The organism is Paenibacillus sp. RU5M (assembly GCF_900221055.1).
Lineage (GTDB): Bacteria > Bacillota > Bacilli > Paenibacillales > Paenibacillaceae > Paenibacillus > Paenibacillus marchantiae.
Genome location: NZ_OBQM01000002.1, coordinates 368,459 through 389,501 on the forward strand (window position 1 = coordinate 368,459; position 21,043 = coordinate 389,501).

At 47.5% G+C, this 21,043-nt stretch carries 17 protein-coding genes; 6 read left to right on the top strand and 11 right to left on the bottom strand.

What is annotated here, in order from left to right; translation table 11 throughout:
* Positions 1–132 precede the first annotated feature (132 nt).
* Positions 133–1,095: a S9 family peptidase gene (locus tag CRO25_RS07340; RefSeq protein ID WP_256863598.1), complete on the top strand. Its 963-nt coding sequence runs from the start codon at positions 133–135 to the stop codon at positions 1,093–1,095.
* Positions 1,096–1,227: 132 nt separating this feature from the next.
* Entirely contained in the window at positions 1,228–1,953 is a 726-nt protein-coding gene (locus CRO25_RS07345) for a YoaK family protein (RefSeq protein WP_256863599.1), read from the top strand.
* Positions 1,954–1,980: 27 nt separating this feature from the next.
* Here CRO25_RS07345 and CRO25_RS07350 read toward each other — a convergent pair whose 3' ends face one another.
* The gene (locus CRO25_RS07350; protein WP_072732565.1) at positions 1,981–2,877 is read right to left on the bottom strand and encodes a LysR family transcriptional regulator; all 897 of its coding nucleotides are present in this window, start codon (positions 2,875–2,877) and stop codon (positions 1,981–1,983) included.
* Between the two features lie 138 nt (positions 2,878–3,015).
* Here CRO25_RS07350 and CRO25_RS07355 point away from each other — a divergent pair, with 138 nt between their 5' ends.
* The 3 genes from CRO25_RS07355 to CRO25_RS07365 all read left to right on the top strand — a co-directional run bounded on the left by CRO25_RS07355 (position 3,016) and on the right by CRO25_RS07365 (position 6,405).
* Complete coding sequence (locus CRO25_RS07355) at positions 3,016–3,720, top strand: O-methyltransferase (RefSeq protein ID WP_079694488.1); 705 nt, start codon at positions 3,016–3,018, stop codon at positions 3,718–3,720.
* A gap of 77 nt (positions 3,721–3,797) precedes the next feature.
* Complete coding sequence (locus tag CRO25_RS07360; protein ID WP_079694489.1) at positions 3,798–5,129, top strand: MFS transporter; 1,332 nt, start codon at positions 3,798–3,800, stop codon at positions 5,127–5,129.
* A gap of 154 nt (positions 5,130–5,283) precedes the next feature.
* Positions 5,284–6,405: an AbrB family transcriptional regulator gene (locus tag CRO25_RS07365; protein WP_079694490.1), complete on the top strand. Its 1,122-nt coding sequence runs from the start codon at positions 5,284–5,286 to the stop codon at positions 6,403–6,405.
* A gap of 78 nt (positions 6,406–6,483) precedes the next feature.
* Here CRO25_RS07365 and CRO25_RS07370 read toward each other — a convergent pair whose 3' ends face one another.
* From CRO25_RS07370 to CRO25_RS07410, 9 genes are all read right to left on the bottom strand, one after another.
* Complete coding sequence (locus CRO25_RS07370; protein WP_063563394.1) at positions 6,484–6,687, bottom strand: hypothetical protein; 204 nt, start codon at positions 6,685–6,687, stop codon at positions 6,484–6,486.
* Positions 6,688–6,763: 76 nt separating this feature from the next.
* A complete protein-coding gene (locus CRO25_RS07375) occupies positions 6,764–7,027 on the bottom strand; it encodes a YkgJ family cysteine cluster protein (RefSeq protein WP_079694491.1) in 264 nt (87 codons plus the stop codon).
* 29 nt (positions 7,028–7,056) lie between these two features.
* Positions 7,057–7,911 (bottom strand): chemotaxis protein, encoded by an 855-nt coding sequence (locus CRO25_RS07380; RefSeq protein ID WP_079694492.1) that lies wholly within the window; start codon positions 7,909–7,911, stop codon positions 7,057–7,059.
* Positions 7,912–8,185: 274 nt separating this feature from the next.
* Positions 8,186–10,198 (bottom strand): PTS system trehalose-specific EIIBC component, encoded by a 2,013-nt coding sequence (gene treP / locus CRO25_RS07385; RefSeq protein WP_079694493.1) that lies wholly within the window; start codon positions 10,196–10,198, stop codon positions 8,186–8,188.
* 29 nt (positions 10,199–10,227) lie between these two features.
* A complete protein-coding gene (gene treC / locus CRO25_RS07390; RefSeq protein WP_079694494.1) occupies positions 10,228–11,949 on the bottom strand; it encodes an alpha,alpha-phosphotrehalase in 1,722 nt (573 codons plus the stop codon).
* 312 nt (positions 11,950–12,261) lie between these two features.
* Positions 12,262–13,614 (bottom strand): C4-dicarboxylate transporter DctA, encoded by a 1,353-nt coding sequence (gene dctA / locus CRO25_RS07395; RefSeq protein WP_079694495.1) that lies wholly within the window; start codon positions 13,612–13,614, stop codon positions 12,262–12,264.
* A 241-nt stretch (positions 13,615–13,855) separates the two neighbouring features.
* The gene (locus CRO25_RS07400) at positions 13,856–14,548 is read right to left on the bottom strand and encodes a metal-dependent hydrolase (RefSeq protein ID WP_079694496.1); all 693 of its coding nucleotides are present in this window, start codon (positions 14,546–14,548) and stop codon (positions 13,856–13,858) included.
* Positions 14,549–14,637: 89 nt separating this feature from the next.
* Positions 14,638–16,329 carry an alpha-glucosidase gene (locus tag CRO25_RS07405; protein WP_079694497.1) on the bottom strand — a complete coding sequence of 564 codons (1,692 nt, stop codon included), beginning with the start codon at positions 16,327–16,329 and terminating at the stop codon, positions 14,638–14,640.
* A gap of 120 nt (positions 16,330–16,449) precedes the next feature.
* Entirely contained in the window at positions 16,450–16,908 is a 459-nt protein-coding gene (locus tag CRO25_RS07410) for a VanZ family protein (RefSeq protein ID WP_079694498.1), read from the bottom strand.
* Positions 16,909–17,582: 674 nt separating this feature from the next.
* Here CRO25_RS07410 and CRO25_RS07425 point away from each other — a divergent pair.
* Positions 17,583–18,392: a CPBP family intramembrane glutamic endopeptidase gene (locus CRO25_RS07425; RefSeq protein WP_079694501.1), complete on the top strand. Its 810-nt coding sequence runs from the start codon at positions 17,583–17,585 to the stop codon at positions 18,390–18,392.
* Positions 18,393–18,503: 111 nt separating this feature from the next.
* Here the strand turns inward: CRO25_RS07425 and CRO25_RS07430 are convergent, their stop codons facing one another.
* Positions 18,504–20,936 (bottom strand): glycogen/starch/alpha-glucan phosphorylase, encoded by a 2,433-nt coding sequence (locus CRO25_RS07430; protein WP_079694503.1) that lies wholly within the window; start codon positions 20,934–20,936, stop codon positions 18,504–18,506.
* Positions 20,937–21,043: the final 107 nt, after the last annotated feature.

A 21,043-nucleotide genomic window follows, 5' to 3' on the forward strand; every position in this document is an offset into this window, starting at 1 on the left:
TTCGTGCACACTAAAGTTAGTTTTATAAATACGAGGACAGAGGTCAATTCACATGTCTCCTGAACCATTATAAATCATATGGAGCCAATAAACGAATTTCTCGCACCGAACGGCTGTTGCTGGAGGAAAGGTATGGGAACCTCGTTTAGGCGCATCCTAAAGAAGAATCATGGTCAATTGGCACGCCATTTCCGAAGAAAGAGGTCGATCCCCCTGCTCTATCATGTGACGTATTCGTCCGATGCCCTTCGGGTAAAAGGCTATTTATGCCTGCCTGACGGCTGCTTCTTACCCGCCTTCTCGCCGTTAGAAAACACTCATAGCAGCCCTGCCTTCCAAGGCTTCACCGTAACGCAAGAATCCATGCAAATGCAACAGCTCGCAAGCCGCTACCCTCCTGTAGAACAACACACCATGGACGGTAATGATGCACGTTGGCCGGTTCTGATCTATTGCCGCGGTGGGTTGGGCAACTATGGTGGGGTAAATACCGCTTGGCTGGAGCAATTTGTCCATAAAGGTTATATCGTGTTCGCTCCATCATATCGTGGTAACGAAGGTGGCGAAGGACGTGACGAGTATGGCGGACGAGATGTCGAAGATGTACACGCCGCTTACCGACTTGTGCAAGAGTGGCCCTTTGCCGATACGAAGCGAATTTCAATGATGGGATTTTCGCGTGGAGCCATTAATGCCGTACATACAGCAACAACCTACAATGAAGGACCTCAGCAGGTACATAAACTGGTGCTTTGGAGCGGTGTCGCCGATGTGGAACGCACCTATCATGAACGAACCGACTTGAGACGTACTTTGAAAAGGGTGCTTGGCGGTTCGCCACGTTCAGTTCCGGAAGCTTATCTCGCCCGTTCTCCCTTGTCGAAGGCACACAAACTCCATTGTCCTGTGCTGATCATGCATGGCACGTCTGATACGCAGGTGAATTACAGTCATGGAACCCGGATGTATCATTGGCTGAAACGTAGAGGTGCCAACGTTACATTTCATGCTTATGGGGGACAGGATCATCGTTTTCAGGAGAGGATGCATGAGGCGGCAGTGAACAATATGTTTGACTGGCTTGCAGCACCTTAGCTGCAGAGTAGGCATGATTTAAACAAGTTTGCTGCTATGGGAAATTGGGCTTCATCATAAACTTCATTTTGAAGGATCATGCGTTGTGGATGTATACTGGAGGGGTTACGTTTTTGGAAAGGACGGATGATTATGAATCAAAATACCCTCCAAAAGTACGCAATGCTGCTGTTATGCATGTCTGCCGGAATGGTTGATGTGATCGGATACCTGGGACTAGGGCATGTGCTTACAGCCAATATGACGGGTAATATTGTGCTACTGGGGATCGCGATTGCCCGTGCTCAGGAATTGGTTGTGCTGCGTGCACTCCTTGCCCTCATTGGTTTTATTGCCGGTAATGCCATTGCGGCATACATGATCGGACATGTGCAGACGAAAAATGGCTGGTCTTCCCGGGTCACAGCTGTGTTCACTGTAGAAAGTATATTGCTTCTGCTCTTTGCCATCGCTATGATCAGTCCTTATTCGGAACAACTATCCTATTTGCTGATTGCCATGCTGGCCACCGCCATGGGGATGCAAACGACTGCGGCACGCCGCATTGGGATTGCCGGTATCTCAACGACCGTGCTTACCAATAATCTGGCCGCCGTGGTTGAGGATGCGGTAAGCATCCTTCAGCGACTGCGACACGCCAATATCCGCTCACTGGTCAAAGCGCTATCAGCAGATGCATACCTTCGCGCAGGTGCCGTTGTGATCTATTTGGGCGGCGTTATTCTAGCTGCGATGTTGTTCCACCACGTACCCATGATGGCAGTCTGGATACCTGTTCTGATCGTTGGAGGAGTCACCCTGTATGCACGGTTATACTCCAGAGGAACAACCAAAGCAGCGTCGACGGATGACATTTAAAGTTAGCTCTCATGCCATTATTGAGATTCATTTCATTAATGATGCTTCCTGTCTGATGAGTTCAACCAGATGCTGTGCAGCAGGAGATAACACTTCCCCTGCTCGTGTACAGACGGCTACGGTGTTTTTCAACTGTACACCTCGAACGAATACACGTGCCAACCTGCCCTGTTGTACATCTTCCTTTACGACCAGAGAAGAAATAAAGTTGGCTCCATAACCTGCCTTCACCGCACTAATCGTTTCGTTCAACCCATTGAACTGAAGCGCAATGCGGGGAGCGGCCAGGTTATTTGTTGTGCAAAGAGAGACCAGACGCTCCCGTGTAGCGCTGCCTTCTTCACGCATAATGAAAGGCTCTGCCACCATCTCCCGAAGCTCAATTTCCTTTCCCGCATAGGGATGATCGGGATGTACCACAAACCACATTTCATCTTCAAACAATTCGTCCCAATGAACACCTGAATGTGTAATGCCACTTCCACCATAAACCGCAATCTCGGCCTCATAACGCAGCAGTTGGTCAAAAGCCATCCGAGTATTGGTTGTGCTCACAACCAGCTCCACATCCTCGTGCATTTGCTTGAAACGGGCAATCCAGCCCGGAAGCAGAAAATTCGAGGGCAAATAGGTTGCGGTAAGACGAATCATCCCTTTCTTGCCTGCACGAAAATCCTGCACAAAGTTCTCGACATCCTGCTCCAGCATGAACAGACGTTCCGCGTAGCCTGTTAATTGCATTCCAGCATCGGTAAGAACCAGTCTTCTCCCCTCCGAAGCAAATAGTTGAATGCCCAATTCCCGCTCAAACTTCTTCACCTGAGAGGATACCGCTGGCTGGCTAATGTTGAGTTCTTCCGCCGCACGCGTGACTCCTCCATATCTCACGATGGCATGAAACAATCGTAATCCGTGCAAATTCAACCGCAACACCTTCTTCACTTGAAGTATATAATCTAAAGTTATATTAACATACATAATATATATTTTATTTATGTATTTGTTCCCTTTATAGTTGAAGTATGAAATCCAATACATGCAATCGGAAAGGAACATGTAACGATGAACAATGTGAATGGTTCTACTCAACAGCAAACCTGGAGTCAAGTCGACGACTATTTGAACACCTTATTAATCCCCTCGGATCCCCTGCTGGAGCAGGCACTACTTACCAATGCGGAAGCCGGCTTGCCCGCTCATGATGTAGCACCTAATCAAGGGAAATTGCTTCAGCTCCTGCTTCAAATACAAGGCGCAACTCGTGTGTTGGAAATCGGGACGCTTGGCGGATACAGTACGATCTGGATGGCTAGAGCCCTTCCCGAACACGGACGTATCGTCACACTGGAAGCAGATCCACGCCATGCAGAGATGGCACGAACCAACATCACGCGTGCAGGACTTATGCACAAGGTTGATCTTCGAGTAGGTCCTGCCCTGACTACTCTTCCCGACGTTCAGGAAGAGTACAGAGAACCCTTTGATTTCATCTTCATCGATGCTGACAAACCGAGTAATCCAGACTATTTGCGATGGGCGCTGCGTCTGGCTCGTCCGGGAAGTCTGATTATTGGTGACAACATCGTCAGGGACGGTGAAGTTATCAATGCAGACAGTACGGACAACAGAGTTCAGGGCGTTCAGTCATTCCTGAAATTAATTGCAGATAATCCACGTCTTGAAGCTACCGCACTGCAAACTGTAGGCACTAAAGGCTACGATGGATTCGTGATTGCCCGAGTGCTGAAATCCCCTACTGCAAAATAAACAGTGGTCAATTCTTCCGCAAATCCCCCATTCCTGTTAAACTAAAATCACTGCACAGGCAGACTGGGGGAAACCACTTGAGACTTCTACAACAGATTCATGCTGAAATTCGGGGCTGGTCCCGCAATATTCAATTGTTTTTTCTGGCAAGCATCTTGTATCAGATCGGAAATGGCATGTTCTCTGTCTTGTACAATCTGTACATTCAGGGTCTAGGCTACAATGATACAATGAACGGCCAGATTGTAAGTATTCAATCACTTGCGACAGCGATTATGTTTGTTCCCATCGGACTATGCGGCGATTTCTTCAGCCGTAAGCGGCTGCTGATTACCGGCGCCTTGTTCAGCGGAATATTTCTGATTGGCCGTTCCTTCGATTATTCTGCCAGCGGACTGATCTGGTTTGCTGTATTTTCAGGACTTTTCGCTGGCGTATTTCAGGTACTGGCCATTCCCTTCCTCGCTGAGAATGTCAAGAAAAGTCAACGACTGAAGATGTTCAGCTATTACTCCTGCCTCGTACTCGCTTCTCAGGTACTCGGCAGCTTGGGTGGTGGCATATTTGCAGACCTGCTTCATACGGCTGGCCTTGCCAAAGTCACTGGTTTGCAAACGGTATTGTTCGTAGGTGGGGCAGCTACACTGGTTGCGTTTATTCCGATGTTGTTTGTATCCGAGGATAAGAAGGCACCACAAGCGGATACTCCGGCGCAACCTGTCACTGAATCTGCAACATCTGCAACGGATGGCAAACAGGATGTCGCTCATTCCGCAGAACAAAGCAGCAAGAACGATACCTTAAGCCTAAAGAAAGATTCCCGTTTGATCGGTCAATTTGTCATAACCCAATTATTAATCGGTTTTGGTTCAGGACTGGTTGTGCCTTATTTGAATCTGTATTTCACCAACCGTTTTTCGGTATCCTTAAGTGCCATGAGTCTGCTTATTTCATTGGGTCAGATCATGACCATTGTATCGATGCTGATTGGACCTACACTTGCGGCCAAGGTGGGAAGTGTTCGAGCTGTCGTCATCTTCCAGGTTATGTCACTGCCCTTCCTGCTGCTGACTGGCTTTACGAATCTGCTGCTCATCGCTTCAGTGAGTTTCTTATTCAGACAAGCGCTGATGAATGCAGCCAATCCGATTCAATCCGCCATTCTGGTAGACAGAGTATCGGACAAACGCCGTGGAATAGCCAATTCACTGATGCAGACCGCCTTTATGATTGGATGGGCCACCATGGGACCCGTGCAATCCTACCTCGTGACCACTTATGGCACGTATTGGGGTTACGCGATCACGTTCAGCATTACAGGCAGTTTATACGTGATTTCCTCGCTGATGTACTATATGATGTTCAAAGAATCGAAGCCATCTGCCCGTGTTCTTGCCGCGAACAGATAAATGATAACCATTCAACAGGACAGTGGATGAATCAGCTCCCTGTCCTGCTTCGTAATGAGCCAATCCCCGTCCAAGGATCAATCATTGTATCTTATCATCAGGAGTGATCTTACATGTACTTCAATCTACCTCATGCAGCCGAAAGACGACGCGGATGGAACTGATGCACAAGCTCGGTTCCCACGTTGTCTTTCGGTTTTTTCTAAGTTTGGGTGTCTCCGTTCTTGGAGGGTTACTATTTACAGTAATCCACACTCCCATTCCTTGGCTTCTTGGCCCGATGATTTTTATGCTGGTTGGTTCACAGATTGCCAAGCTGCCGCTCATGTGGCCCGCTTCCATTCGGGACTACGGTATTCTAATCGTGGGTTACTCTATCGGATTAACACTGACGGGAGAAGCGCTGCAAGGCATTCTGCACCAGCTGCCTATGATGCTGCTCATGACCCTGCTCTTAATCGGATTATGTACATTGACCGCTTATGTTGCTTCAAAGCTGACAGACTTTGACTTTCCCTCCCTGCTGGTTGGCAGCATTCCTGGTGGACTGTCCCAGATGGTCTACCTTGCGGATGAGATGAAATCCATCAATCTGACACTCGTTACTTTTTTGCAGGTCACGCGGCTGATCATGATTGTATTCTGTGTTCCGTTCCTGCTGTTTAGTCCATGGATCGGGGGAACGACAGGTGGAGGTACGGATCAGCCAATGATCGAGACAGCAACTTGGGCAGCACTCTTTCCCGAAATCTTGCTCTATGCCCCGCTCTGTATCGCTGGTGCGTGGATTGCACGCAAGCTTCGGTTTCCCACTGCATTTATGCTTGGACCTATGATCGTCATGTGTGTTATTCAATTAAGCACAACGATGCACACACCCAATCTGCCGCCGTCCCTGCTTAATATTTCGCAATTAATGATTGGCAGTCATGTGGGTCTGATGCTTCGTCCTCAGCAACTGCAACGCAAGATGCAGACCGTAACACTCGCAATCACGAGCAGTGTTCTCCTCATCGCAGGTTCGCTTGGCTTGAGCTATATATTAATGAGGATGTTCTCTCTCTCGGCCGCTACATCATTGTTGAGCATGGCACCTGGCGGAATGGATCAGATGAGCATCATGGCCCATGAAGTCAATGCCAACCTATCGGTGGTGTCCGGATATCAGTTGTTTCGCATCTTATTTATATTCTTTATCGTCTCTTCGCTCCTTAAGATGATTCTCATGCATATGTTGAGGAAAAAAGGGGCGAGCACCCATTCTTCGGTCAAGTAAATAGGAAGTGGACACACCAAAGAGAGTATCCGACTGATTTCCAGACTGCGGATACTCTCTTTTATTTGTTTGCTCATTTTATGAATAAACCCGACTATACATCCAACTCACAATGCCCACAGTTACAGCGGCCGCCCCAATAATAAATGCATAATAGCCAAGTTTGCTTTTTGACTCTGAAGTCTGCTTGTCATAGAAGTCTGAGTTTCGCCTGTAGAATCCCATCCACAGTTCTCCAATCATATTCACAACGACCATTATAAACCGTTTGGCAAGTCCCATTCATCCCATACCCCTTTCTTTTCTCAAACCCCTTCCATATTAAGTATAATTATCCTTTTCCATCAAAACAACTCTGTCACGCTGAACTCGGGGCAGTTTCCTGCTCCAGCCAGCTCAATCGCTCAAACGCCTCCTGGTCCGTGCTGCCACACATCTCTTCCGAAGCCTGCAACCCGCTGCATACATCGGGGCGCTCTTTCTGACCAAAGATTCCGCAACGATTGTCCTCCGTCAGCTGTACACAGCGCACACCTGCGGGCTTGCCATTAGCCATCCCGGGTATCGGCGATGAGATGGAAATCGCGATACAGCATGCGGCACAGCCTGTCCTGCATTCCATAATTATTGTCCTCCCTTCATATCTGACATTTAACTTGATCCACGATTCACCCACGTCCACGTTCGAGCCAAACCCTGTGCAATTCTCCGATTCATGGTTCCATTCGAGAAATATCCACCATGACTCAACGGATTCCAGCTCCCAATTACACCGCCAGAGTTAATTTCCACGTCTTCGTTGACCGCTGCCTCATAGGCCGGATCAATAGGTCGCAGCGGGTAACCCAGAATATCATCCCGATCATAAAAGTTAATCCATTCCCCTTCAAGCCCAGGAAAGTACTGCCCTGCCAACGGTGAAGGTACCTGAATCGGCCGGCTAAAATCATGATACCGTAAGCTCCATAATGGCAATGTCGTTCCAAAGGAATAAAAGCTCGTTAAGGTATCTCCCCGTTCCAATGCGGAAGTAACATCCACGATGGAGGGCGTGCGACTAGACGGATATTGCAGATCATAGAAGAAATTACTTGCAATCACAGCTCCCAAACTATGTGCAATGATACAGAGTGGAGCTTCTGGCCCATTTCGTTGTGCAAGTGCGTGCATCGCCCGATTCAGCGTATAATGTACCGCATCATAGTTATGCCCTTGATTTTCCACAGGTTGATACGCGACGGCATCAGCCAGATAATGTATAACAAATCGACGCAACACTTGATAGTTCAATCCCTGAGAGCTGACAAGCTGCTGAAACAGCGCCTCTTCCCGATCCTCAAATACGTCAGCCCAAAATACGGGCTCAATATCCAGCATCTGTTTGGCTGCTCCCGGCAACACCATAACCTGATCCAATTCCTTATGCAATCGCGAAATCAGTGTATCCGCATAATTTTCCTTTTGCATACCCAGACCATGAATGACCATTACCGCAACACGAGTCATGGCTCTCCTCCTCCGTCCATTAACTAGCCACTCTCTTTGAACCATATGAACTTCTCAACCTGAACATGCATAGTCCTAATGAACAAGCTTTCCGATCGTTGCAAACATGAGATTTTGCCACATGTATCCTAGATACAGTTTACCACGTAACCAATAAAAAAAACGAAATCCATAAAGAGTAAACCCATACAAATTGGTATGTGATCAGCTTGGTCTCGGTATCGAGATGAAAAAAGAAGCTGCGAATATCGCAGCTCCCCATTTGTTCGTGTACTTAACCTTTCAGATGTACCTTAAGCACACCGTTCTGATTGGATGTAACATCACCTGTAGTGACCTCCACCCGATCAACCATGTCCTGACCGTCCGGAATAATGATTGGCGTAATGAGCGGATATCCCGCAGCTTCAATCACTTTACGGTCGAATTCAAGCAACGTTTGCCCGGCTCTTACCTTCTCTCCAGTTTCAACATGCATGTTAAAACCTTCGCCTTTGAGCGATACCGTATTAATTCCGACATGAATCAGAATCTGCAAGCCACTCGCGTGCTCAAGAATGACAGCATGTTTGCTCTTGATGACATGGGCAACCTGAGCATCAAACGGGGCAACAACCTGATTGCCAGAAGGTTCAATGGCAACCCCTTCACCCATTTGTTTTTCCGCAAACGCCGGATCAGGTACTTGTTCAAGCGGAACAGCTATACCAGTTAATGGTGCCATGATTTCCAGTGTATTCACAGGCTCATCCGCCACCTGAGCAATACTGCGTGTGCGTGGCTCTGCAACTGCATTTGTTGTAGTTGTGCTAGAAGCTGATTTCGCTGTAGGTGTTTGACCACCAGCTACAGTAGCTTGATCTGCGTTGCGGTCTTCTTTTCTCAACTTCGCTCTTCCGAAAATAACAGTCAATACGAACGGAACAACCAGTACAATCGCCATACCGATGAAGAATACTCCCCATTTGTTCGGGAAAATGGACAAGAATCCAGGTACGCCACCTACACCGATAGAGGTTGCCTGAACATTATTCATCGTAAGCAGTACACCGCCGATCGCAGAACCGACCATACCGAAGATAAACGGATAACGATAACGGATATTCACCCCGAAGATCGCCGGCTCGGTTACCCCGAGGAAGGCTGAAACGGATGAAGTTGCCGCAAGTCCTCTCATTTTCTTCTCACGAAGCACGAGCATCATAGCAAGTGCGGCAGAACCTTGCGCGATATTGGACAGTGCCAGCATCGGCCACAGGAACGTTCCGCCTTGGCTACCAATCAGCTGTACGTCTACCGCTAGGAACGTATGGTGCATTCCTGTAATAACGAGCAATGCGTATAGTCCACCGTAGATCAGACCACCAAGAGCCGCATATGAATCGTAAATATAGATCAAGCCGGATGTAATTCCATTCGCAATGGCAAATGTAACTGGACCAATGATTGTAAATGCCAGGAATCCCGTAATCAATAAAGTGACAGGTGCAACTACAAGCAGTTTGATCGAATCATGCACCCTTTTGTTCAGGAAAATCTCCAGCTTGGCAAGCAGATAGGCGGATACCAATACCGGCAGAACCTGCCCCTGATAACCGATCTTCTCAATATGCCAGCCGAACAGATTCCACGTAGGCACGGTGCCTTCGTTGACTGCATTGGCGTAGCCATAAGCACTCAGCAGATCGGGATGTACCAGGATCAGACCAAGTACAATCCCGAGCAACGGACTGCCGCCGAACCTTGTTACAGCGGACCAACCAATTAACGCAGGCAGGAAGGTAAAGGCTGTGCTCGCAATGGTGTTAATAATAGATGCGAGATCCTTCCATGCCGGATATACATCCACCAGTGATTTTCCATCAAAGAATATGCCTGGTCCTGTCAGAATGTTATTAATACCGAGCAAGAGACCGGCCGTGATGATGGCTGGCAGGATCGGGATGAAAATGTCCGATAGTGTTTTGATCGCACGCTGAATCGGGTTTTGCTTTTTACCCGCAACAGCCTTCACGTCATCCTTGGAAGCACGTTCGCCCCCGGTAATCTGAATCATTTCATCATACACTTTATCCACAAGCCCAGGTCCGATGACCACCTGGAATTGTCCTTGTGAGGAGAACTGTCCTTTGACCAGATCGTTCTGTTCCAGACTTTCCGTATCTACTTTACTTTCGTCGTATAGGGCGAACCGGAGGCGTGTGACACAATGCGTTGCAGCTTCAATATTATCTTTGCCGCCGACCGCGCGAACGATCTCCTCAACCTGTTTTTTATCAATTGCCATATTGTCACTTCCCATTTATATAATGTGAATTAGTCCTGTTGCGGTACAAGCCACATATAGGATGAATACGGGCTCAGGGAGATTTCTTGCTCAAGTGCAGGCGATACTTCCGTATTGCCAATCAGCAGCTCTGCGGATTTACCCGCAATGTGGTCATTCCAGACGGCTTCAGAGAAAGCAAATTTTACGTCCCGCTTGCTGAAGTTGGATACCACAAGCAGCGTCTCGCTTCCATTGGTCCGCGCATATGCGAATACGTCTGGGTGTGCATCGTCCAAACGTTCATACAGACCGTCGGTCAGCACACCAACCTGTTTGCGCAGAGCAATCAGCTTGCGATAATGATAATAGATCGAATTCGGGTCTGCCATCTGCTGGGCCACATGAATCGACGGATATCGTTCGTCCACTTTGATCCACGGTGTACCCGTTGTAAATCCGGCATTTTCGCTTCCATCCCATTGCATCGGTGTCCGGGAATTGTCCCGGGAACGCTCTTTCACAATTTGGAATGCCTCCTCAGCGGATTTGCCCCGTTCTTCCTGAAGCAGTCGGTACATATTGGTCGATTCAATATCACGGAACTCGCTAACGTCATTCCAGACTGGATTCGGCATCCCGATCTCTTCGCCTTGGTATACGTAAGGTGTTCCCTGCATGCCATGAATGGTCGTAGCGAGCATTTTGGCACTCTCAGCACGGTAATCGCCATCATCTGCGAAACGAGACAACGCCCGCGGTTGATCATGGTTGTTCAAGAACAACGCATTCCATCCCCCACCTGCCTGCATTCCTGTCTGCCACTCACTAAATAACTGTTTCATCGCTTCAAAATCGTAAGGCATCAGTTCCCACTTCTGTCCATTCGGATAATCCACTTTCAGATGGTGGAAGTTAAACGTCATGGAGAATTCCCGGGAAGCAGGGTTTGAATATTTAATGCAATGCTCCAGCGTAGTGGAGGACATCTCCCCAACCGTTACCATATTGTGTGGTCCAAACACCTCTTCATACATCTCTGTAATGTACTCATGCACACGTGGTCCATCGGTGTAGAACTTGCGTCCGTCGCCTGGGGAAACGCTACCATCATCGTCGGGGAAACGCTGGTCCTTGGAGATCAGATTGATGACGTCCATACGGAAACCATCTACACCCTTCTCCGCCCAGAACTTGATCATGTCCCGTACTGCCTTACGTACCTGCTCGTTCTCCCAATTCAAATCAGCCTGTGTTTTGTCAAACAACGTCAGGAAATATTGTCCTGTCTGCTCATCATACTGCCATGCAGGTCCGCCGAACTTGGATTGCCAGTTATTCGGCACACCACCATCCGGAGCAGGGTCCTTCCAAATATAATAATCGCGATATGGGTTATCCTTGGAAGAACGTGATTGCTGGAACCACTCATGATCCGTAGAAGAGTGATTCACCACGATATCAATCATCAGCTTCATGTCACGTGCCTTCAGACCTTTAAGCAGTTCGTCAAAATCTTCCATCGTACCAAAATCAGGATTAATCCGATAATAGTCCGCTACGTCATAACCGTTATCATGCTGTGGAGAGACATATACGGGCTGCAGCCACACGATATCAATACCGAGATGTTGCAAGTAATCCAGCTTTTCGGTCAATCCCCGAATGTCTCCGGTACCCGATCCAGTTGTATCGTTGAAACTCTTGGGATATACCTGATACACCGTGGAAGTCTTCCACCACGATGATGAAGTTGTGTTGGTTGAACTCATGTTAACGCCTCCAATAAATTGTATTGCTTATGTGGTTCTCTTGGCCTAACTCCATTTATATATTACATAACTAAACATGTATATACAAGTTGAAACTTCAATATGCTATCTTTTTCCTCTTCTACACATTCCCCATTAATGATTCCTCTGTAACAATTATTTTGAAGCTTGCGTTCGAGAACTCCATGATATCTGTATCTTAAACGAAAAAACCGTCTGTTATCCCATGATTTCATGCGGGTAAACAGACGGTTCATATTCAAAGATATGATGAGTTAAAAATTCATACGGATCTCGTTTAATTCCTGTTTCTTACAGTATGTCCGTTGAAACCATTCCTTTTCCCTGTTCCCTTTTGTTCAACTTCACCGAGGACAAGGATGCTTGTTCTTCTCTCTCCAGCTCTTCTGCACTAATCTCCCCGGAAAGCACGGCCCGCATACGTTTTTGGTCCAACAGCCCTTCCCATTTCGCCACGACAAATGCCGCAACACAGTTGCCCATCAAATTCGTGAATACTCTCATGGTATCCATGAAGCGGTCTGCACCTAGCAGTAAGGCAACAGCCGCTACTGGGAATGCATTCAGGGCTGCAGCTGTAGCAGACAGAGCAAGGAATGCGGAGCCAGGTACACCCGCCATACCTTTGGAGCTAAGCATTAAAACCAGTAAAATCGTAATTTCTTGTCCCAGTGTCAGATCAATGCCAACCGCCTGAGCCAGAAAAACCGTCGCTAGCGATAGGTAGATCGAGGCTCCGTCCAGATTGAACGAGTACCCTGTCGGGACAACGAGACCGACGACAGCACGGTCACATCCTGCCTTGGTCAACTTGTCCATCATGCGGGGCATAACGACTTCCGAGGAACCTGTACCAATCGCAAGCATCACTTCGGAACGTGTATATTTTACAAATTGCAGAAAGTTCAGCCCTGTGATCCACCAGGCAGCCAGTGCAAGCATCACCAGAAACAGTAACGCTGCTCCGTAACAGGCAATAATCAGCAAACCGAAGGAGGAGAGTGTGGATGCCCCATATGCTCCAACCGTGTACGCCATGGCGCCGAATGCTCCGATTGGTGCCAGTTTCATAATGTACCCAATAATGCGGAACAAGATTCCCAATACATTTTCAATCAACGTCAGCACATTCTCCTTCGCCTTACTTTCCGTTGCTGCCAAGGCTACCCCAAACAAATAGGCAACGAGCAGCACTTGCAACAATGCATTTTGTGCAAAAGCATCTACAACACTTGTTGGAATAATATTCATAATAAAGTCGACCACATGCGGCAGTTCAGAGCCATTGGTTTTGGCTTCGATGCCACTTGCATCAAGGGTCGAGGGGTCCACATTCATGCTTGCACCCGGACGAAGCAGATTGGCTGTGCCAAGTCCAAGGACGAGGGCAACCGTCGTTGCGATTTCAAACCACAGAATGGCTTTGAATCCAATGCGTCCAACCGATTTCAGATCACCGATTTTGGCAATGCCTGTCACGATAACCATAAAGATTAATGGAGCAATGATCATTTTGATCAACTTGATAAAACCTGTTCCGAGCGGCTGCAGCAGACTACCCAGATCAGGCCACAGAATGCCTACACCAATCCCGATGATAACCGCTACAATAATTTGAAAAAACAATGATTTCACGAATGACATGAACGCTCCCCCTGTTTTTAGGTCAATTCGGATTTCCATTTGGTTTCCGTGTAATTTTTTATAACATTTCCGCATGAACTTCAACAATGGGATTTCACGGTTTTTGTTATTCAGACCAACTATGGAGTACTAAATTGAACTTGAAACCGAAAAAAAGACGAATATCACGTCAGTTATCTTGACGTGATATTCGTCTTTAGCTTGGTATACCTTTTATGATTGAACAGTGATTAAAAGAGCATTACAGGGTAAGGGATTGCCCCGGTGCCAGCACACGGCCTTCCAGACCTTTGGAAGCAAGCTGCTCTACAAACTTCTCGGCATCCTGACGAATCACCGGGAACGTATCATAATGCACTGGAATTGTCAGCTTGGCATTGAACCATTCAGCGGCCTGCAGAGCATCCTCCGGTCCCATGGTGAAATGTCCACCAATAGGCAATAGTGCTACGTCGATATCATGGCGGTCACCAATCATTTTCATATCACCGAACAGGCTAGTATCTCCGGCATGCAAAACGGTTTTGCCACCAATGTTAATAATATATCCTGCAGGCAATCCTGCGTACATGATCCGTTGTTCGTCTTCCAGTACGATACCGGACGTATGGAAAGCCTGAATCATTTTGGCTTGCGCAAAGCCAAGATCCACCGTTCCACCCATGTTCATGCCAAGGGTGTCCAGGCCTTTCCATGACATATATGTAGCCAGTTCCACAATCGCAACCACCTTAGCATTGTTAGCCTTGGCGATGGGTTCAGCATCCAAAATGTGATCCATATGTGCATGTGTCAGTAAAACGGCATCGGTCTTGATGTCTTCCGGTTTGGTGACAGCAAGTTCATTGCCACGCAGGAAAGGATCAATGATCAACGACTTCTCTTCTGTGCCCAGTTGTACACTGGAGTGTCCGTGGTAAGTAATATTCAGCAACTTGGTATCCTCCTGACATATGCGTTCGTTTGGTTTGATTTTCAACCCATATTATAATTCAAAACTCTTCGCCAAAGCAAAATGATGTCTCATCTCTGCATTCGATAAACCCGTGCTTCATATGGCTGAAGAAGTATCGCACCCTTATCGGTGGAATATCGTCTGCTGACATTGCTAATGACCGTCTTGGCATTTTCATCGTTCCAACCCTCAGGCCATTGCATCTCAGGTTCATGTTCACGGAAATTCAGAATAACAAGCATCTGATCATCATCCAGCGTCCGGGTATAGGCATAAATATCGGGATCATCGGGCAAAAGCAGCTCGTATTCCCCATAGATAAGTACTTTATGTTGTTTGCGAAGAGCGATTAGTTTACGGTAATAATGCAAAATGGACTGGGGATCACGTTCGGCATCCTCCACATTAATCTCAGGATAATTCGCATTCACCTGAATCCATGGCTCACCATCGGTAAATCCGGCATGTTTCGTATCATCCCACTGCATCGGTGTACGGGCATTATCACGACTCTTGCGCCAGATCGCTTGCATGACTTCATGTTTCGCTCGCCCTTGTCCAATATGCTGCCGATAATAATTCATCGTTTCAATATCCCGATAATCCTCAATATTAGGGAAAGCAACATTGGTCATGCCGATTTCTTCCCCTTGATAAATGTAAGGCGTACCCTCAAGGGTGAGCATCCAAGTAGCCAGCATCTGGGCAGAGCGCACCCTGTACTTTCCATCATCACCGAAACGGGATACCGGACGCGGCTGGTCATGATTGCCCATATAATTGGCATTCCAGCCTCTGTCATGCAGCACGGTTTGCCAGCGGCTCATAATTTCTTTCAGCTCGGGCAGCTTCCACTCTCGATAGTTCCATTTGCCGATTCCAGATGATTGAGCGTCCACAAACATATGCTCAAACTGGAACACCATATTGAGCTCATTCCGATCTGTCCCAACATAGGCCAGCGCCTGTTCCGGTCCAAGCCCGGAAGTCTCTCCAACAGTCATTGGACCATACGGCTTCAGGATCATGTCATTAAGTTTATTCAGAATCGAATGCACCTGCTCGAGGTTGGAAAAAAGCTGGTACGCAGGAACGACCGGCAGATTATCCGGATTATGTGCGCTGGGTAACCCCTCCGCCTTGCCGATATGCGCCACCGCATCGAAACGGAAACCATCCACACCCTTTTGCAACCACCAATGCACCATCTCATACATCTCTTCTGCCATCTGTGGATTGTTCCAATTCAGGTCAGGCTGGTGTTCTGTATAGAGATGCAAATAATATTCATTCGTCTCCGGATCAAGCTTCCACACAGAACCCCCAAAGTAGGACTCCCAGTTGTTTGGAACCTGACCATTTTTGCCTGAACGCCAAATATAATAGTCCCGTTTCGGGTTCACTTTCGATGAACGTGACTCGGCAAACCACGCATGTTCATCCGACGTATGATTCAGCACCAGATCCATCATGATCTTGAGACCGCGCTTGTGCGCCTCAGCCAGCAAACGGTCAAAATCCTCCATCGTGCCATACTTACGTAAAATGGAGTAATAATCACGGATATCGTATCCGTTATCATGACCAGGTGAATCGTAGATTGGACAAATCCAAATTACATCCACGCCCAGATCAGTCAAATAATCGAGCTTGTCATATATCCCCTGCAAGTCACCCTGACCGTCCCCATCCGAATCTTTGAAGCTGTTGGGATAGATCTGGTACACCACACTCTCTTTCCACCAAACGATATAGACCACCTCGCTTTCATCACTCTTTACTATATAACCCGTTAGTATGTTTTATCCGAAATGTCCCTCTTATAAACAGAAAAGATCCATGAACACAAAAAGACCCGATCATTAACTGCTATTCGCAGTTCATTTTCGAGTCCTTCTCTGTGAGAAGATGAATAAGGCAAACCCTATGTATCCAATCCAGGCACCCACTGTATTCAAAATAATGTCATCGACATCAAACGAACCAACACGGGTAATCAATTGCATAATCTCAACAGCTAACAAAAGTAAGACGACAATACCTGTAAATGGTAAAAACTTTCGGCACCTGCGGAATAACCAGGGAATCCATATCCCAAGCGGGATGAACAAAACAATGTTCCCAAACAGATTCTTCACCCAGGCTTCCGTATGATATCTATTCTTTTCGAAAAGTAGGGGCTTGATTGTCTCTAATGGTACCAGATTATATTGATGATTCATTCCAGGCGTTCTCCCGCTCACAAAGAGCAAGTTACCCATAATCAACACATATAACAATGCCATACATGCGACGATTGTGAGCATCCACCTGGAGTGGAGCCACGAACGTTCGTTCATTGTCTGAATTCCTCCGACCTTTTTTCCCGCGAAGCGGTAAGGTCTATTTTAAAGGGATATAGATCTTCATGTCCAGCTGCTCAGGCGTGGAGTTCCATACATCCACCGAGAACCCGGCATATAAACCGCCAGGAAATTCAATGGGAAAATAGCTAGGCTTCAGTACATTTTTTGTCATTTTCCATGCTGTTCATCAAGAGAGGAAATATAATATGTTTTTTACTAGAGCAAGCTCTTCAACTGTCTGCCTCATCCTTTATACCACATCGTTACCTAAACAGAACCTAAACTACAGCAGTGAAAATTTAGCTGGTTTTTATCCATTTCGTTAGCTTCTATTTAACTTGGGCAACTAGAATTGTAAATGAGGCAGAAATGAAAATATGTTCCTCGTCACCGTAGCTTCCGTTGGATTTCTGGATCATTCGAAGAATTAACACAGAGAAAATAAAATTTACGAGAAGGAGGACGCATGATCCTAACCATAAAAGCGCTCGTTGAAGGTAGGGGGGATGAAAGGCTGGACGCTCGCTACCTTTGTATTAAACTCCGCAATATTGTCGGCACTGTTTCCAAAGACTTAGCGGGACTATATCTTAACTTAATCGAAGTTAAAATCACAAGAAAACAAGAGCAAATAAAAAAAATATTAATGTATAGTGGGAGTGTTTATCATGTCAATTAATAGGGACAAGCTGCAAGAAACTTTGGACCCTGCCCTTCGGGTTCGTCCCCGCGTAGGATGGGCAGTTCTCACATATTTCCTCTACAGCGCAGTCTTCTACGCGATCTTCTTGCTCAACGGCATCGACTACACGCGAGTGGGTGAGAGTGAGCGGACCCTTCTTCTCTGGTATATAGCACCGCTGTCCGGCGGTGCGGTGCTGACCATCACAATGGTCACGATCTACGGATGGTGGCGTCCTAGCCTGGTTGAAAGGCGGCGTCTTTCTCGATGGACAATGACTCTGCCGATCATCATGATGGTCATCGCGATCGTGAATATGCTGACCGGCGATTTCAGCCGGGTCACCCCCCTCATGTGGCTGTATCTCATTTTCGGCAGTATCATGGTTGGCTTCAATGAGGAGATGATCAACCGAGGTCAGTTAATTGTTGCTCTGCGCAGCCGATTCGGCGAAACCGGGGTCTGGCTGCTCTCAACAGCGATGTTCGCAGTCTTCCACCTGCCGAACATGTTCTGGGGTATCGGAGCGGGTGCCCTGTTCCAGGTAGTGATCGCTTTTGGCCTTGGTTCGATCTTCTATCTTGCTCGGCGGTCTACCGGATCACTCGTGGCCTCCATATTCCTGCACGGGTTCTGGGACTTGAGCGTCTTCTCAGCCAATGGCGCATCGGCGTTACCCATCGCTGGTTTACTAGCTCCGTTGTTGGTGATCGCTGCAGTGATCACGGTTCCGATCATCCTTCGTCGTGAAAAGCGGCGCGATAACGCACAAAGTGTGTCACGACCAGTCGGCTGATTCATACAAAAATCCCCTTGTGCAATAAGGAGTGATCTCTGATGAAGGTATATGAACCCAACAGAGATCAACCTAATGTACAAGGGGATTTCATTGTTAAATACTACTTATTTAAGCTTTCCAGTGTCCGGACACCGGATGAATGCCCCAGATATCAGTCGCATACTCACTGATGGTACGATCACTGGAGAAAATGCCGGAATGAGCCGTATTCAGCACTGCCTTGCGTGTCCAGCCCGATACATCGCGGTACGCCGAATCAATGGCAGCATGCGCATCGGCATAGGCAGCAAAGTCACGTAACACAAAGTACTCGTCACCATGAGCCAGCAAGGAATCATAGATATCCCAGAATTCACCATCACGCTCACAGAACACTCCTGGGTGTACCAGCTGCTCCACGACCTCACGAATTCGTTCATCCTGCTGTACAATCTCATTCGGCCGATAACTGCCGGATCGGTAATATTCAAGAACTTCGTCTGCACTCAGACCAAAGATAAACATATTGTCTTGACCGACCTGCTCTGCCATCTCGACATTTGCGCCGTCCATGGTACCAATGGTTAACGCTCCGTTCATCATAAACTTCATGTTCCCCGTACCGGAGGCTTCCTTACCTGCGGTTGAAATCTGTTCGCTGACATCCGCGGCAGGAATGATTTTCTCGGCAAGAGAGACCGAGTAGTTTTCCAGGAAAAATACCTGTAGACGATCTTTCACGGCCGCATCGCGATTAACCGTATCTGCCACCGTGTTAATCAATTTGATAATTTTTTTGGCAAAATAATAACTCGGCGCTGCCTTTGCTCCAAAAATGAACGTACGTGGCACGATATCAAACGAAGCATCGCTCTTGAGACGGTTATACAAATGCATAACATGCAGAATGTTCAGCAGCTGCCGTTTGTACCCATGCAGCCTTTTCACCTGTACGTCAAAGATAGAATCCGGATTGACCGCCTTTCCGGTATGATCCAGGATGTACGCGGCCAATCGCTCCTTATTGTTACGTTTAATGGAATGGAACTGCTGATGGAATGAAGCATCGTCTGCAACGCCTACCAGCTCATTCAGTCTGCCCGGCTCCCTAATCCACTCACTTCCAATCGTATCTGTGATCAGATTCGACAGCTTCGGATTGGCATGCATCAGCCAGCGGCGATGGGTAATGCCATTGGTTTTGTTATTGAAGCGCTCGGGATATAGTGCATAGAACGGAGCCATCTCCCGTTCCTTCAATATTTCGGTATGCAATGCCGCGACACCGTTGACGCTATGACTGCCCACAATCGCCAGATGAGCCATCCGTACCTGATCATTCGCAACAATCGCCAAATGCTGGATACGATCCTGGTCTCCGGGATAACGTTCGAGCAGCATGCCACAGAAGCGTTTGTTTATCTCTTCAATAATCATGTAAATGCGCGGCAGCAGCTTGCTGATCATGGCTACAGGCCACTTTTCAAGCGCCTCACTTAGCGTTGTATGGTTGGTATATGATACGGTGCGGGTCGTAATATCCCATGCTTCATCCCATCCGTAGCCTTTGACATCGATCAGAATGCGCATCAGTTCGGGAATCACGAGTGTTGGATGCGTATCGTTGATATGGAACGCCACTTTATCCGGCAATCGATCATACGAAAGCTCCAGCTTATTAAATGTACGCAAAGCACTCTGTACGCCTGCCGAGCACATGAAATATTGCTGTTTCAGACGGAGCAGCTTGCCCTCGTATTGGGAATCATCCGGGTACAAGAACTCCGAGATCGATTCTACCGAACGGCTATAATCCAGATATCCGTAATAGTTCGAAGGGGTATCGAGCGAAGTCTCCCGCTTGGGCTCCGCACTCCACAATCGCAAGGTGTTTACATGGGGCTGGCCATAACCAATCACAGGCACATCATATGGTACAGCTACAACTGATTCGGCATCCTTCGTGACAAATTGATAATGCCCATCCTGTTCATAAGCCTCCACACGGCCCCAGAACTGCACTTCCACCTTTTTGTCCGGACGGCGCACTTCCCATTCATTGCCCTTCTCGAGCCAATTATCGGGTAATTCCACCTGATTGCCGTTAATAATTTTTTGCTCAAACAAGCCATATTTATATCGGATTCCGCATCCATGTCCTGCATAGCCAAGGGAAGCCAGTGAATCCAGAAAACAGGCCGCGAGTCTTCCCAGACCTCCGTTGCCGAGCCCTGCGTCCGCTTCCTGTTCTTCCACTTCTTCCAAAGAGAAACCCAATTCAGCCAGACTGTCACGAACGAGTTCCAATTCATTCACATTTAACAGGTTGTTGCCGAGCAGACGTCCAATCAGGAATTCCAGCGAGAAGTAATAGACCTGTTTATCCTGGCGCTGCTTAAACCCCTGATTCGACGCCGCCCAATCTTGACCCGCATATTCGCGGATCATGCTTCCAAGTACGTGATAGACATCCTCCTGCGTTGCTTCTGCTAATGGTTTGCCCAATTTGCTGACCAGATTGCGTCTAAAAATACTCTTGAACGTTTCCTTGTTGTCAAACAAAAGAAGGTTCCTCCCGGTGAAATCCTGTAGGATGTGGCGGTTCACACTTGTTTCTTACACATGAGTGCTACACCTTTCAAAGCTACACTTTCGGCTAAGAGCCCGTT

What these genes read in the sequence shown, in the direction of transcription:
- CRO25_RS07365 (WP_079694490.1), top strand. Translation starts at nt 5,284, where the DNA reads ATGGAACTGATGCACAAGCTCGGTTCCCACGTTGTCTTTCGGTTTTTT.
- CRO25_RS07345 (WP_256863599.1), top strand. Translation starts at nt 1,228, where the DNA reads ATGAATCAAAATACCCTCCAAAAGTACGCAATGCTGCTGTTATGCATG.
- treC (WP_079694494.1), bottom strand. Translation starts at nt 11,949, where the DNA reads ATGAGTTCAACCAACACAACTTCATCATCGTGGTGGAAGACTTCCACG.
- CRO25_RS07380 (WP_079694492.1), bottom strand. Translation starts at nt 7,911, where the DNA reads ATGACTCGTGTTGCGGTAATGGTCATTCATGGTCTGGGTATGCAAAAG.
- CRO25_RS07410 (WP_079694498.1), bottom strand. Translation starts at nt 16,908, where the DNA reads ATGAACGAACGTTCGTGGCTCCACTCCAGGTGGATGCTCACAATCGTC.
- CRO25_RS07340 (WP_256863598.1), top strand. Translation starts at nt 133, where the DNA reads ATGGGAACCTCGTTTAGGCGCATCCTAAAGAAGAATCATGGTCAATTG.
- CRO25_RS07370 (WP_063563394.1), bottom strand. Translation starts at nt 6,687, where the DNA reads ATGGGACTTGCCAAACGGTTTATAATGGTCGTTGTGAATATGATTGGA.
- CRO25_RS07355 (WP_079694488.1), top strand. Translation starts at nt 3,016, where the DNA reads ATGAACAATGTGAATGGTTCTACTCAACAGCAAACCTGGAGTCAAGTC.
- CRO25_RS07425 (WP_079694501.1), top strand. Translation starts at nt 17,583, where the DNA reads ATGTCAATTAATAGGGACAAGCTGCAAGAAACTTTGGACCCTGCCCTT.
- treP (WP_079694493.1), bottom strand. Translation starts at nt 10,198, where the DNA reads ATGGCAATTGATAAAAAACAGGTTGAGGAGATCGTTCGCGCGGTCGGC.
- dctA (WP_079694495.1), bottom strand. Translation starts at nt 13,614, where the DNA reads ATGTCATTCGTGAAATCATTGTTTTTTCAAATTATTGTAGCGGTTATC.
- CRO25_RS07375 (WP_079694491.1), bottom strand. Translation starts at nt 7,027, where the DNA reads ATGGAATGCAGGACAGGCTGTGCCGCATGCTGTATCGCGATTTCCATC.